15 protein-coding genes are annotated in these 13,731 nt (G+C 56.4%); 4 read left to right on the top strand and 11 right to left on the bottom strand.

All coding sequences use genetic code 11. The features are described from left to right. Window positions 1-26 precede the first annotated feature (26 nt). Window positions 27-800, top strand: coding sequence for a phosphate ABC transporter ATP-binding protein PstB (gene pstB / locus RTE01_RS21650; protein WP_041143344.1), 774 nt, complete (start codon window positions 27-29; stop codon window positions 798-800). Between the two features lie 137 nt (window positions 801-937). Beyond that, window positions 938-1,663: a phosphate signaling complex protein PhoU gene (phoU, locus tag RTE01_RS21655; protein ID WP_004107251.1), complete on the top strand. Its 726-nt coding sequence runs from the start codon at window positions 938-940 to the stop codon at window positions 1,661-1,663. Between the two features lie 86 nt (window positions 1,664-1,749). Here the strand turns inward: phoU and yieH are convergent, their stop codons facing one another. Next, window positions 1,750-2,415 carry a 6-phosphogluconate phosphatase gene (yieH, locus tag RTE01_RS21660; RefSeq protein ID WP_134528265.1) on the bottom strand — a complete coding sequence of 222 codons (666 nt, stop codon included), beginning with the start codon at window positions 2,413-2,415 and terminating at the stop codon, window positions 1,750-1,752. 169 nt (window positions 2,416-2,584) lie between these two features. Here yieH and adeP point away from each other — a divergent pair, with 169 nt between their 5' ends. Then, entirely contained in the window at window positions 2,585-3,922 is a 1,338-nt protein-coding gene (gene adeP, locus RTE01_RS21670; protein ID WP_041143342.1) for an adenine permease AdeP, read from the top strand. A 44-nt stretch (window positions 3,923-3,966) separates the two neighbouring features. On the opposite strand, the gene RTE01_RS21675 is transcribed toward adeP, so the two are convergent. From RTE01_RS21675 to RTE01_RS26730, 10 genes are all read right to left on the bottom strand, one after another. After that, window positions 3,967-4,533, bottom strand: a complete 567-nt coding sequence (locus tag RTE01_RS21675; RefSeq protein ID WP_041143341.1) for an NADPH-dependent FMN reductase — start codon at window positions 4,531-4,533, stop codon at window positions 3,967-3,969. Window positions 4,534-4,570: 37 nt separating this feature from the next. Then, window positions 4,571-5,308, bottom strand: a complete 738-nt coding sequence (locus tag RTE01_RS21680) for a 4'-phosphopantetheinyl transferase family protein (RefSeq protein ID WP_134528262.1) — start codon at window positions 5,306-5,308, stop codon at window positions 4,571-4,573. 158 nt (window positions 5,309-5,466) lie between these two features. Next, complete coding sequence (yidZ, locus tag RTE01_RS21685) at window positions 5,467-6,426, bottom strand: HTH-type transcriptional regulator YidZ (RefSeq protein WP_134528258.1); 960 nt, start codon at window positions 6,424-6,426, stop codon at window positions 5,467-5,469. Then, window positions 6,395-7,579 (bottom strand): MFS transporter, encoded by a 1,185-nt coding sequence (locus RTE01_RS21690; protein ID WP_115193868.1) that lies wholly within the window; start codon window positions 7,577-7,579, stop codon window positions 6,395-6,397. The genes yidZ and RTE01_RS21690 overlap by 32 nt, the downstream gene beginning before the upstream one ends. Window positions 7,580-7,757: 178 nt before the next feature. Then, a complete protein-coding gene (gene mnmE / locus RTE01_RS21695; protein ID WP_041143338.1) occupies window positions 7,758-9,122 on the bottom strand; it encodes a tRNA uridine-5-carboxymethylaminomethyl(34) synthesis GTPase MnmE in 1,365 nt (454 codons plus the stop codon). Between the two features lie 194 nt (window positions 9,123-9,316). Next, a complete protein-coding gene (gene yidC / locus RTE01_RS21700) occupies window positions 9,317-10,966 on the bottom strand; it encodes a membrane protein insertase YidC (protein WP_041143337.1) in 1,650 nt (549 codons plus the stop codon). Window positions 10,967-10,968: 2 nt separating this feature from the next. Continuing rightward, window positions 10,969-11,226, bottom strand: a complete 258-nt coding sequence (gene yidD / locus RTE01_RS21705; protein ID WP_071844869.1) for a membrane protein insertion efficiency factor YidD — start codon at window positions 11,224-11,226, stop codon at window positions 10,969-10,971. Beyond that, entirely contained in the window at window positions 11,190-11,549 is a 360-nt protein-coding gene (rnpA, locus tag RTE01_RS21710; protein WP_071844868.1) for a ribonuclease P protein component, read from the bottom strand. The genes yidD and rnpA overlap by 37 nt, the downstream gene beginning before the upstream one ends. A gap of 15 nt (window positions 11,550-11,564) precedes the next feature. Beyond that, a complete protein-coding gene (gene rpmH, locus RTE01_RS21715) occupies window positions 11,565-11,705 on the bottom strand; it encodes a 50S ribosomal protein L34 (protein ID WP_002220736.1) in 141 nt (46 codons plus the stop codon). Window positions 11,706-11,923: 218 nt separating this feature from the next. Continuing rightward, window positions 11,924-12,004 carry a hypothetical protein gene (locus tag RTE01_RS26730; RefSeq protein ID WP_421673008.1) on the bottom strand — a complete coding sequence of 27 codons (81 nt, stop codon included), beginning with the start codon at window positions 12,002-12,004 and terminating at the stop codon, window positions 11,924-11,926. Window positions 12,005-12,326: 322 nt separating this feature from the next. On the opposite strand from RTE01_RS26730, the gene dnaA reads away from it, so the two are divergent. Then, on the top strand, window positions 12,327-13,730 hold the full coding sequence (gene dnaA / locus RTE01_RS21720) for a chromosomal replication initiator protein DnaA (RefSeq protein WP_141335353.1): 1,404 nt from the start codon (window positions 12,327-12,329) through the stop codon (window positions 13,728-13,730). Window position 13,731: the final 1 nt, after the last annotated feature.

A 13,731-nucleotide genomic window follows, 5' to 3' on the forward strand; every position in this document is an offset into this window, starting at 1 on the left:
CGCGGCGCTGAATGAGGAAGAGATTGATGAGTATGGTGAATACTATCCCGGGTAAGCTTTCAGTTCGTAACCTGAACTTCTACTACGGAAAATTCCATGCCCTGAAAAACATCAACCTGGATATTTCCAAAAACCAGGTTACGGCGTTTATCGGTCCGTCAGGCTGCGGTAAGTCGACCCTGCTGCGGACGTTCAACAAAATGTTTGAACTCTATCCGGAGCAGCGCGCGGAAGGCGAAATTTTGCTGGATGGCGATAATATTCTGACCAACACTCAGGATATCGCCCTGCTGCGTGCCAAGGTCGGGATGGTCTTCCAGAAACCGACGCCGTTCCCGATGTCGATTTATGACAATATCGCCTTTGGCGTTCGCCTGTTTGAAAAGCTGTCGCGCACCGATATGGACGAGCGCGTGCAGTGGGCGCTGACCAAGGCCGCATTGTGGAACGAAACCAAAGATAAGCTGCATCAGAGCGGCTACTCTCTCTCCGGCGGTCAGCAGCAGCGTTTGTGCATTGCGCGCGGTATCGCTATTCGCCCGGAAGTGCTGTTGCTCGACGAACCGTGCTCCGCGCTGGATCCGATTTCCACCGGGCGCATTGAAGAGCTGATCACCGAGCTGAAGCAGGATTACACCGTCGTTATCGTTACTCACAACATGCAGCAGGCTGCGCGTTGTTCTGACCATACGGCATTTATGTATCTTGGCGAGCTGATTGAATTCAGCAACACGGACGATCTGTTTACTAAGCCCGCTAAGAAGCAAACTGAAGATTACATTACCGGCCGCTACGGTTGATATGCTCCTCAGCTTTCAGGCTGTACCCGCGCTGGCTGCCTTTGCTCATCCCGGTTACGTAGCGCTCTACGCGACCGGGGATTTGCGCTCTTGCCGCCTCGCTATGGCCAGAAATCTTTTGGGCATCTGGAGGAACGATGGATAACCTAAATCTTAATAAACATATTTCCGGCCAGTTCAACGCTGAACTGGAGTATATCCGCACCCAGGTCATGACGATGGGCGGGCTGGTGGAGCAGCAGCTTTCTGATGCGATCACCGCGATGCATAACCAGGACAGCGAGCTGGCAAAGCGCGTTATCGATGGTGATAAGCAGGTCAATATGATGGAAGTGGCCATTGATGAAGCCTGCGTGCGCATCATCGCCAAACGTCAGCCTACCGCCAGCGACCTGCGCCTAGTCATGGCGATTATCAAAACCATCGCCGAGCTGGAACGTATCGGCGACGTGGCGGATAAAATTTGCCGCACGGCGCTGGAGAAGTTCTCCCAGCAGCATCAGCCGCTGCTGGTGAGCCTGGAGTCGCTCGGCCGCCACACCGTGCAGATGCTGCACGATGTGCTCGACGCCTTTGCGCGAATGGATCTGGACGAAGCCGTGCGTATCTATCGTGAAGATAAGAAAGTGGATCAGGAGTATGAAGGCATCGTGCGTCAGCTGATGACCTATATGATGGAAGATTCACGTACGATTCCGAGCGTGCTGACCGCCCTGTTCTGCGCCCGCTCGATTGAGCGCATCGGCGACCGCTGCCAGAACATCTGCGAATATATCTTCTACTTCGTCAAAGGCCAGGACTTCCGCCACGTTGGTGGCGATGAGCTGGATAAGCTGCTGGCGGGTAAAGATCCGAAAGAGTAACCACCGCTCCCCGGCCGCGCGACGCTGGCCGGGGTAACGGGATCTCGCGAAACCCTGGCCCGGCCGAGCGCAGCGACGCCGGGAGCTTAACGGGTAACTTCCCAGCCCCGCGCTTTCCACAGCGCCGGAAGCTGCGCTAAATCGGTAAACATCGTCACTTTCGGATGCTCGATCGGCGGATTGTGCGGATCGGCGCAGAAGTAGAACACCTCCATTCCGGCAGCAATTCCCGACCGGGCCCCGGCGCTGGAGTCATCCACCAGAATGCAGTTTTCGACGTTAACGTTCATCGCCTTCGCCGCGTGGAACATTAGCGCCGGATCGGGCTTCCAGCGCTGAATATCGTAGCCGCTGTACAGCCTGTCGGGGAAATGGTGCAGCATGCCGGTTCTGCCGAGCGAGTGCTGCATTTTGCTGACCGGGCCGTTCGAGACCACACACTGGGGAACGGTCACCGCGTCCAGCAGCGCTTCAGCGCCGGCGATAGCCTCCAGCTCTGAGTCAAACAGGCGCGCCACCTCGTCACGATAGACCGGTTCAAGCGTCGCCTTTTGCAGGCTAACGCCGTACTCCTCGTTGATGGTATCGATGATTTCGTAGAGCTTTACGCCTTTGAAGCGCTTAAAGATCTCTTCTAAATCCAGCGTAATGCCGAACTCTTTGAACATGTGAACATAGGCGCGGGAACAGATCACTTCGCTGTCGACCAGCGTGCCGTCACAGTCGAAAAACAGGGCTTCTATTGGGGACATGCTGTTTCCATTTTAACAAGTTTAACGTTTTCGTAATGCAGATTTGCGGGACGCAATCGTTGCCGTATAAGCAAAAGCAATGAAAAAAAATTAACACACAACTGCACCAGGTGTCGCATTTTGGTATAGGATAGCCTCGAATTTTCCCTCCTTTGTTCGGAAACCGATAATGAGTCAACAACAAACCAGCCAGTCTTCTGGCCAGGGTCTGCTGGAGCGCGTGTTCAAGCTGCGTGAACATGGCACGACGGCACGCACCGAAGCGATCGCAGGTTTCACCACCTTCCTGACGATGGTCTACATTGTTTTCGTTAACCCACAGATTCTCGGCGTGGCGGGTATGGATACCAGCGCTGTGTTTGTGACGACCTGCCTGATCGCGGCATTCGGCAGTATTATGATGGGGCTGTTTGCTAACCTGCCCGTCGCCCTGGCGCCGGCAATGGGCCTTAACGCCTTCTTTGCCTTTGTGGTGGTTCAGGCAATGGGCCTGCCGTGGCAGGTGGGGATGGGGGCCATTTTCTGGGGCGCCGTCGGCCTGCTGCTGCTGACGATTTTCCGCGTACGCTACTGGATGATCGCCAATATTCCGATGAGTCTGCGGGTGGGCATCACCAGCGGTATCGGCCTGTTCATCGGTATGATGGGGCTGAAAAATGCGGGAGTGATCGTTGCCAACAAAGACACGCTGGTCAGCATCGGTAACCTGACCTCCCACAGCGTGCTGCTGGGGATCCTTGGCTTCTTCATCATCGCCATTCTGGCGTCGCGTAACATCCACGCGGCGGTCCTGGTTTCTATCGTGGTGACAACGCTGCTGGGTTGGATGCTGGGCGATGTTCACTACACCGGCATTGTTTCTGCGCCGCCGAGCGTGATGACGGTTGTCGGTCATGTTGATTTAGCCGGTTCGTTTAATCTTGGCCTGGCCGGCGTTATCTTCTCCTTTATGCTGGTCAACCTGTTTGACTCCTCCGGTACCCTGATTGGGGTGACGGATAAAGCCGGTCTTGCCGATGAGAAAGGTAAATTCCCGCGCATGAAGCAGGCGCTGTTCGTGGACAGCGTCTCTTCCGTAGCGGGCTCCTTTATCGGCACCTCGTCGGTCACGGCCTATATCGAATCCTCCTCCGGCGTCTCCGTCGGCGGACGTACCGGCCTGACGGCGGTAGTTGTCGGTATTCTGTTCCTGCTGGTGATTTTCCTGTCGCCGCTGGCGGGAATGGTGCCAGCCTACGCTGCCGCCGGTGCGTTAATCTACGTTGGCGTGCTGATGACCTCCAGCCTGTCGCGCGTGAAGTGGGACGATCTGACGGAAGCGGTACCGGCGTTCATTACCGCGGTGATGATGCCGTTTAGCTTCTCCATCACCGAAGGTATCGCCCTGGGCTTTATCTCCTACTGCGTGATGAAGATTGGCACCGGCCGCCTGCGCGACCTCAGCCCGTGCGTGATTATCGTATCACTGCTGTTCGTGCTGAAAATTGTGTTTATCGACGCCCACTGATTTGCCCGCACTCAACCCTCTCCCAACAGGGAGAGGGTTATCACCTAGGCTTTAACGCGCTGAATATAGTCGCCAAAGGCGCTCAGCTGTCCGCTGAGATGATCGAGCGTGCTCTGATCGACCACTTCTCCCGACTGCGGATCGACCTTGTTCTGAATAACCCCACCCATAAACTCAGGCTTGTTCATCACCATCGCGTCGAGGAACACCAGAATCTGCCGCAGGTGATACTGGCAGCGCGCGCCGCCGATAGCGCCCATCGAGCTGGTTTGGATCAGTACCGGCTTCCCTGAGAGCGGCTGTTCAGGCAGGCGAGACAGCCAGTCAATCGCATTTTTCAGGCCGCCGGGAACCGAGTAGTTATACTCCGGCGTCACGATGACCACCCCATCCGCTTCGCGAATCTGGCGCGCAATCTCCTGCACGCTTTGCGGGAATCCCTCTTCCTGCTGAACATCCGCATCGTATAGCGGAATGTCGCCAATCGACGGCAGCGCGGAGATCGCCATCCCCGCAGGCGCGATGCCCGGCAGGGTGCGTGCAACCATGCCATTAAACGACTCTTTGCGCAGACTTCCGAGTAACGTAACAACTTTCAACGTATCAGACATGATTGCTCCTTTGCATCATGATGGCCGGCCAAACCGGTCAGTTGAGGGAGAGTGCTTTTTCCACCGGCAGGCTGGTGAAGCGCATCAGGCGGGCTGAGGGCTCTTTCGCGCGCGTCTGGGCATCCGGCAGGGTTCGCCAGCCGTCGCTACCCGCGTATTCCCAGACTTTAAGCTGGCCGATACCCGGCGTAGCGGCAATGGACCAGACCAGCACCGACTCGGCGTCGCAGAGCGCCTCTATGGGCTGCATGTTGGCGGTACGCAGCCGACCTGCGCCTGGCAGCAGCTGCAGGCGCACGGGCGCTTCGCCGGTGAGCTTGAGGACGCTGCGGCGCAGCGCGACCAGCTGGGCGCGAGCTTCATCAGGATCGTGCTGGTTGTTAATCCAGAGATTTTCGTTGCTGTTGAAAACATACCGATTGGCGTCGTGCAGCGGATGCACGCCGCGAGAAGCGTGCTGCAGTTCCATGTCCAGGCCGCAGTCGCCTTCCGTTGTCAGCGTGACGCCAACGATATTTCCGGCATATGAAATGGAAAAGCGGGGAAGGTGGCGGTCGCGAAAGACCGGCCTGCCGTCGGCTTCTCTGATGATTTCGGGAAGCTCGCTAATGCCGTACAGCATAAACAGCAGCTCTGCGAGCAGCGACCGCGACGCGCAGTAGCGGGTTTGTCGGTACTCCGGCAAACGTCGTGCGGTTTGATGACAGGCCGCCGACAGGCGCGTTGATAGCGGCTCCCTTGCGCTCAGTATCCCTCTTGCAAAATGCGTTGCCATTCGTCGCTCCGTGATTAATGGTCAGAGATAAAAATTGAGAATTACATTATCGCCTGGAATTGATAGGTTTTAATGCGGAAATCATCCCTTGAAAAGGGGGATTATGTGAATTTTACAAATTCTTGCGTAACAAAGAGAGGGTGATACGTTTAACGCCGCTATAGCGGGTCCGTATAGAGTCGTTTCAGGGCTTCCCTGAGCCAGACGATTTTGGGGTTGTAGCTGTTGCGCTTATGCCACAGCAGGACGAACGGCACCCGGATTTTTTCCAGCAGCTGGGGCTCCAGAGGGAGGGGGCGCGACACCAGCGGCAGCTGGTGCTGTCGGTTATAGTGGTGGCAGTAGCGCGGCGCCGTCGCCAGCATGTGGTGATCCGGCTGGGCGGCCATAAACAGCGATTGCTCAAAGCCCGGCAGGGTCAGGGCGACGGTGCGCTTGTGACCCAAATCCTGCAAAACGTCGTCCAGCGCCCAGGTATCGATTTGCTCCCAGCTGATATTGATATGCGGATAGCGTAAAAATGTCTCCAGATTCCACTCTTCGCTGAGGGCCGGATGATCCGCGCGCAGCCACACCTGCGGCAGGTCGGTAAACAGCACCTCGAAATCGATATACCACGGCAGCTGGCTCAGCTGCTCCCGTGAGCGCGGGTGCGTTTCCCGCCCGCAAAATCCAATATCAACCTCGCCGCGAATAATGGCGTCCAGCGAGTCATAGTCCCAGCCGCGTAGGCGGATCAGCGCCTGGGGATAGCGCTGGTAGATCTGCCGGGCAAGGGTATCAAAGAGGATCATCATCAGCGGCATTTCCGCCGCCAGCTCGAACTTCAGGCCGCTGGGCGTGGCGTGATGCGGCTTATCGAGGATCTGGTTGCCCATCTGCATCCAGTCCGCCAGATCCTGCTCCATGCTGGTCATCAGCGGAGTTGGCGTCAGGCCGAGAGGCGTCTTAACGAATAGCGGATCGTCGAACCAGGCGCGGAGTTTGGCCAGCGACTTGCTCACCGCCGACGGCGAAACGTTCATCCGTTTCGCCGTGCGGGTGACGCTGAGCTCCTGAGTTAAGAGCTGCAGGCAGAGTAATAAATTAAGATCGAGACTCGACAGGGGTTTCTTCATAATTTTGCGCGGCCCGTGCGGGGGCAGCGGCCACAATCAGCACAATGCTGACTATGCTACAGCCAATGAGGATCCCGATCAGCATATTCATTGCGCTTAAGCCTACGACGGCGGCCAGCCAAATCCACAGCGAAGAGCCGCAGACCTGAGCGATACCCAGCGCGGAGCTGGCGACGCCGGCGCGCAGGGTAAACGGCCCCAGCGCCTGGCTCATTGCCACGCCGAAGCCAACGGAGAAGCCCGCGCAAATCAGCGCCAGCCCCAGCATGGTCACCGTTTGGCTGGTGGCGAGGCTGAGCAGCACCCCGGCAATAAAGAACATCACCTGCGAGGTCAACATCAGGGTGCGCGGCTTAAACAGGGTGAGCGCAAAGGGCGTGGAGAACGAGACGGCCATGCTGATCAGCGCCATCAGCGCCATCGCCATCGAGTATTTTCCGCGGTCGAAGCCCATCTCCTCCATCATCAGCACCGGCGAAACGTTCACATAGGTGAGGATGGCGGTGACGCTAAGGGTGGTGATGATCACCCGGCTGAGGAAAAAGCGGTTCAGCAGCGATTCGGAGCCGGCGGGTTGCCGATCCGCCTCGTTTGGCAGCGCGGTTGGACGCGTTTCCCGCAGCACGAAGATCGACAGCAGGCCGACCATCACGCCCATGCCGGTCATGGTGTAAAACAGGCTTTGCCACGGATACTTAAGCATAATCAGATGGCCCAGCACCGGTGCCAGCACCGGGATAATGCAGGTAATGCCGTTGAGGAGCGACAGCACCTTGGCTCGCCGCCGGTCGTCGAGGGTATCGCGCAGCACCGCAAAAGCCACCACGTAGCAGCTGCCGGCGCCGATGCCCTGAATAAAGCGTCCGATCAGGAAAAGGGTGCTGGTATGCGCCAGCGAGCACAGCAGGGAGGCCAGAATAAAGATAAAGGCGCCAAATATAGCGACCGGCTTGCGTCCGGACCTGTCGGCAATGCGTCCGGCAAAGAGCATCGCGGTGGCCATACCCGCCAGGTAGACCGAGAAGGCAATATGCAGCTGCGCCTCGCTGGCCCCCAGATCCTGCGCAATTTTCGGCAGACCAACCAAATACATATCAATGCCGGATGGATAGAGCAAAACCAGCGCAAAACCACAGATCAGAAAGCGTGCCATAGAACCCCTCGCGATAATAGTGCCGTACAGAGTAATGGTGAATGCCTGCCAGTACGAGTTGCCATTTGGACAACAATGATTTCCTGGGAGGAAAAACGGGGGGCTTAAAAAGTAAAAACCCGCATCAACAGCCGGTTAATGCGGGTTAGTGAACGTTTACGGACTACGCGAGTCGCGGTTACTTACCAATACAGAAGCTGGAGAAAATGCGCCCCAGCAGATCGTCAGAGGTAAATTCGCCGGTAATTTCGCTTAAGGCCTGCTGTGAGAGCCGCAGCTCTTCAGCCAGCAGCTCGCCGGCCCATGCGCCAAGCAGCTGGGCCTTACCCTGCTGCAGATGGTTAGCCGCTGCTTCCAGCGCCTGCAGGTGGCGACGGCGGGCGAGGAAGCCGCCCTCCATGTTAGTCTCGAAGCCCATGCTCTGCTTAAGATGATTGCGCAGCGCCTCAACGCCCTCACCGGTACGCGCCGACAGGCGAATAAGCGAGTGACCATTTACTTCACTCAGGCCCAGCGTTTCGCCGGTGACGTCGGCTTTATTGCGCACCACGGTAATCGGCAGCTTTGCCGGCAGGCGTTCGATAAAGTCCGGCCAGATCTCCGCGGGGTCGACGGCGTCGGTAGTGGTGCCATCCACCATAAACAGCACCCGGTCGGCCTGGGCGATTTCCTGCCACGCGCGCTCGATACCGATGCGTTCAACCTCATCGTTGGCGTCGCGCAGACCGGCCGTATCGATGATGTGCAGCGGCATGCCGTCGATGTGGATATGCTCGCGGAGCACGTCGCGGGTGGTGCCGGCAATATCCGTCACAATAGCGGCTTCACGCCCGGCCAGCGCGTTCAGCAGGCTCGATTTCCCGGCGTTAGGGCGCCCGGCAATCACCACCTTCATTCCTTCACGCAGCAGGCTGCCCTGACGGGCCTCGGCGCGAACCGCGTCGAGATCGGCCATCACGTCGTTAAGCTGGGCCTCTATTTTGCCGTCGGAGAGAAAATCAATTTCCTCATCCGGGAAGTCGATGGCCGCTTCGACGTAGATACGCAGGTGCGTCAGCGCTTCCACCAGGTGGTTAACGCGCGCGGAGAAGGCGCCCTGCAGCGAGTTCAGCGCCGAACGCGCCGCCTGCTCGGAGCTGGCGTCAATCAGGTCAGCAATCGCCTCGGCCTGAGCCAGGTCGAGCTTATCGTTGAGAAACGCGCGTTCGGAGAACTCTCCCGGGTTAGCAATGCGCAGGCCCGGAAGCGTCAGAATGCGTTTGAGCAGCAGATCGAGAATGACCGGGCCGCCGTGCCCCTGCAGCTCGAGGACGTCTTCGCCGGTAAAGGAGTTTGGCCCCGGGAACCACAGGGCGATGCCCTGATCCAGCGCCGTTCCGTTAACGTCCTTGAACGGCAGGTAGTCGGCATAGCGCGGCTTTGGCAGCTTGCCGAGGACCGCCTCTGCAACCTCGCGCGCCTTCAGGCCAGAGATGCGCAGAATGCCCACACCACCGCGTCCCGGTGGGGTTGCCTGGGCGACGATAGTGTCGTTATGGCTCATGATGACTCTCTATGTAAATGTAAAAAAGGCGGTCTATTGACCGCCTTCTCTGGCATTAACTCTACCGTAGATACTCTCACTCATTCAAGTTACAGAAAGACGGCTGGCTAGCGAGGCCCCGAAAGCTGACTGATGTCAGCGACCGGGGCGAACTAACGAAGCCAACGCATCTGCGGCTTGAAGAGTGAAAATAATCAGGATTTTTTCTTCTCGCGGCTATGCAGGCCACGTTTCTCCAGACCACGGTAAATCAGCTGCTGCTGGATAATGGTGACCAGGTTGCTGACGATGTAGTAAACCACCAGACCAGACGGGAACCACAGGAAGAACACCGTGAAGATGACCGGCATAAAGGTCATGATCTTCTGCTGCATCGGGTCGGTCACGGTCGTCGGCGACATCTTCTGAATGAAGAACATCGTTGCGCCCATGATGATCGGCAGGATGTAGTACGGGTCTTGTGCAGACAGGTCGTGGATCCACAGGATAAACGGCGCATGACGCAGTTCAACCGAGGCGCTCAGCATGTAGTACAGCGCAAGGAAGATTGGCATCTGGATAATCAGCGGGAAGCAGCCGCCCAGCGGGTTAACCTTCTCCGCTTTATACAGGGCCATCATTTCCTGGCTTTGACGCTGTTTATCATCGCCCAGACGCTCACGCATTGCCTGAATTTTCGGCTGCAGCATACGCATCTTCGCCATGGAGGTGTACTGCGCTTTGGTCAGCGGGTACATGATGCCACGAACGATAAAGGTAATAACGATGATCGAGAAGCCCCAGTTGCCGAGGAAGCTATGGATCCATTTCAGCAGCTTGAACAGCGGCTGAGAAATAAACCACAGCCAGCCGTAGTCAACGGTCAGATCCAGGTGCGGCGCAACGGCAGCCATTTTGTCCTGAATTGCCGGGCCGACCCACAGCACGCTTTCCAGCTTATCAACCTGACCTGGCTGTACCAGAACCGGCTGAGATTTGTAGCCAATAGCGACGATACCGTTACCGAGGTTAGCGGTGTAGAAGCTGTTGGTGCCGCTATTCTGCGGAACCCATGCGGTAGTAAAGTACTGCTGCAGCATGGCAACCCAACCGTCTTTGGTGCTGACGTTCAGGTTTTCGTTATCGACGATGGTATCGAATTTGTATTTTTCGTACTTCGTATCTGCGGTTGAATACGCGGCACCGCGGAAGGTGTGCATCGTAGACAGGCCACCGGTTTGCGTATCGCGTGCGGTTGGCAGGTTAGCAGACTGTTTCAACTGACCGAAGGTGGAGATCTCCAACGGTTTTTCGCCGACGTTCTGTACGTTGTAGCCTACGTTCACCGCATACTCACCACGTTTCAGGGTGAACGTTTTGGTGAATACGTTGCCGGCTTTGTCGGTGTACGTCAGCGGAATGACGATTTCGTTCTGGCCATCGGCCAGCACAAACGCATCTTTATCGACGTTATACAGCGGACGAGAGCCATTCGCCGGGTTATCCGGGCCATCACGACCGGTTAAACCGCTCTGAGCCTGATAGATAAACTGCGGAGTGGTCTCCAGTAGCTGGAACGGTTCGGTAGACTTAAGTGCTTTCGGGTAAGCCGGAAGCAGCGCCTGCTCAACATCACCACCGCGGGTGTTGATGGTCAGATCAAGCACGTCTGTTTTAACCGTAATCAGTTTCCCCTGGCCACTGGCCGGTACGCCCTGGTCGGCGGCGCTACCCGCTGCTGTGGTCGTTGTCTGCGTGGTCTGCTGCTGCTGGGCTTGCGGATTGTTATCCTGCTCCCAGGCTTGCCAGATCATGAAAGACACGAACAACAAAGCGATGATAAGAAGATTGCGTTGCGAATCCATCGTTAGTGTTCTCTGGTATCAAATGGTCCAGGCGGGACGGGATCGTCACCACCAGGGTGTAAAGGGTGGCATTTTAATACGCGTTTCACTGTCAACCAACTGCCTTTTACCACCCCAAACCTGCGCAATGCCTCAATTCCGTAGCTTGAGCAGGTTGGAGTGAAACGACAATGCGGCCCGAGTAGCGGACTAATCAGGCGCTGATAGACCCGTATAAGGCCTATCAGGACCCGGGAGCCAGGCGACAATGGCGGCGCCATAATTTTTCCAACGCTTCCGAGAGAGCACGGTTATCGAGTTCGGCAACCCCTTTCTTTGCCACCACCACGAAATCCATTGGCGGGAGTTCATGCTGACGTAAACGGAAGCTTTCACGCGTCAGACGTTTAATCCGATTGCGTTCATGCGCGCGTTTAACGTTTTTCTTGGCGACAGTAAGACCGATGCGGGGATGCCCCAGCGAATTCAGGCGGCCGAGGATGGTGATTTGCGGCGTGCCAGCCCGTTGTGGCTGCTGGAAGACGAAAGTGAAATGACTGGGAGTTAACAAACGTAACTCCCTGGGAAATGCTAGCTTAACCACGCAGGGTTAGCTTTATTACTTGGAAACGGTCAGACGGGAACGGCTTTTAGCACGACGACGTGCCAGAACCTGACGACCATTTTTAGTAGCCATACGTGCACGGAAGCCGTGAGAACGGTTGCGCTTCAGTACAGACGGTTGAAAAGTGCGTTTCATGGCGGTTTCTACCTAAACTTGAATTATTTCACTGACTTTTGCGTATACCCGAACGAACTTCGAACGACTAACGCCTCAGCGATGGTGATTAAAGAGGCCGGATTGTAATAATTGTACACTCCGGAGTCAATTCTCTTTCCTTATTTCTCACACCTTGTCGCACAAAAAATGAGCTGAGACAGGCTGCGGAAAACGGGCATTACGCACCGGGTGGAGGATTATACGGCCTGACGGGTAAAGCGCAAGGATCGCAGGGGATCTTTGTTAGATCGTTTAGGCCCAAAACCGGCATAGCTCATTAATTTTTCCAATATGCGGGCGAAATCGTGTCCCACCCTTCCCAGGATCGATTACACTTACCCGGCTTCGATCCTTCCTGTGGATAAAACGGGAAGAATCTGTTGAGAAACACAAGATATCTTTTTCAGTTTAGGCTATGATCCCCGGTCCCGATCGCGATCCCCGGATCCGCATCGGACAAAAACCGCAGATAGCGGTTCGCACGTCACCCCTTTTGTGCAGGGGCTTTTCGGCTTATGCAGGGTCTGGTCGACGTGTGCCAACAATCACGATTGTTTCTTTTTTTCTTTATATCGATTTTATGTTCGAGTGGAGTCCGCCGTGTCACTTTCGCTTTGGCAGCAGTGTCTTGCCCGATTGCAGGATGAGTTACCAGCCACAGAATTTAGTATGTGGATACGCCCGTTGCAGGCGGAACTGAGCGATAACACGCTGGCACTGTATGCGCCAAACCGTTTTGTGCTCGATTGGGTAAGGGATAAATACCTCAATAATATCAATGGACTCCTCAATGATTTTTGCGGTGCTGATGCCCCACAGCTGCGCTTTGAAGTCGGCACTAAACCGGCGGTACAGCCGCAGCGCGGCGCGGTAAATAACGTCGCGACAGCCGCACCGGCCGCGCAGGTTCAGATGGCGCGCGTGGCGCCGACGATCGTCCGCCCAGGCTGGGATAACGTCCCGGCGCCGGCGGAACCGACCTACCGCTCTAACGTCAACGTCAAGCATACCTTTGATAACTTTGTCGAAGGTAAGTCTAACCAGCTGGCCCGCGCGGCGGCGCGCCAGGTTGCGGATAACCCGGGCGGTGCCTACAACCCGTTATTCCTTTATGGCGGCACCGGTTTGGGTAAAACCCACCTTTTGCACGCGGTCGGTAACGGCATCGTTGCGCGCAAGCCGAACGCCAAAGTGGTCTATATGCACTCCGAGCGCTTTGTTCAGGACATGGTTAAAGCCTTGCAGAACAACGCGATCGAAGAATTTAAGCGCTACTACCGCTCCGTAGATGCCCTGCTGATCGATGATATTCAGTTCTTTGCTAATAAAGAGCGCTCGCAGGAAGAGTTTTTCCACACCTTCAACGCCCTGCTGGAAGGTAATCAGCAGATCATTCTCACTTCGGATCGCTATCCGAAAGAGATCAACGGCGTTGAGGATCGTCTGAAATCACGCTTCGGCTGGGGGCTGACGGTGGCGATCGAGCCGCCTGAGCTGGAAACCCGCGTGGCGATCCTGATGAAAAAAGCGGACGAAAACGACATTCGTCTGCCGGGTGAAGTCGCCTTCTTTATTGCCAAGCGTTTACGTTCCAACGTACGTGAGCTGGAAGGGGCGCTGAACCGCGTTATCGCTAACGCCAACTTTACCGGCCGGGCGATCACCATCGATTTCGTGCGCGAAGCGCTGCGCGATCTGCTGGCGCTGCAGGAAAAGCTGGTCACCATCGACAATATTCAGAAGACGGTGGCGGAGTACTATAAAATTAAGGTGGCGGATCTGCTCTCCAAGCGCCGCTCCCGCTCGGTGGCGCGTCCTCGTCAGATGGCGATGGCGCTGGCTAAAGAGCTGACGAACCACAGTTTGCCGGAAATTGGCGACGCGTTCGGCGGCCGTGACCATACCACCGTGCTGCACGCCTGCCGTAAGATTGAGCAGCTGCGTGAAGAAAGCCACGATATCAAAGAAGATTTTTCCAATTTAATCAGAACATTATCCTCGTGAC

It is taken from the genome of Klebsiella terrigena (genome assembly GCF_006539725.1).
In the GTDB taxonomy this organism is placed as follows: Bacteria; Pseudomonadota; Gammaproteobacteria; order Enterobacterales; family Enterobacteriaceae; genus Klebsiella; species Klebsiella terrigena.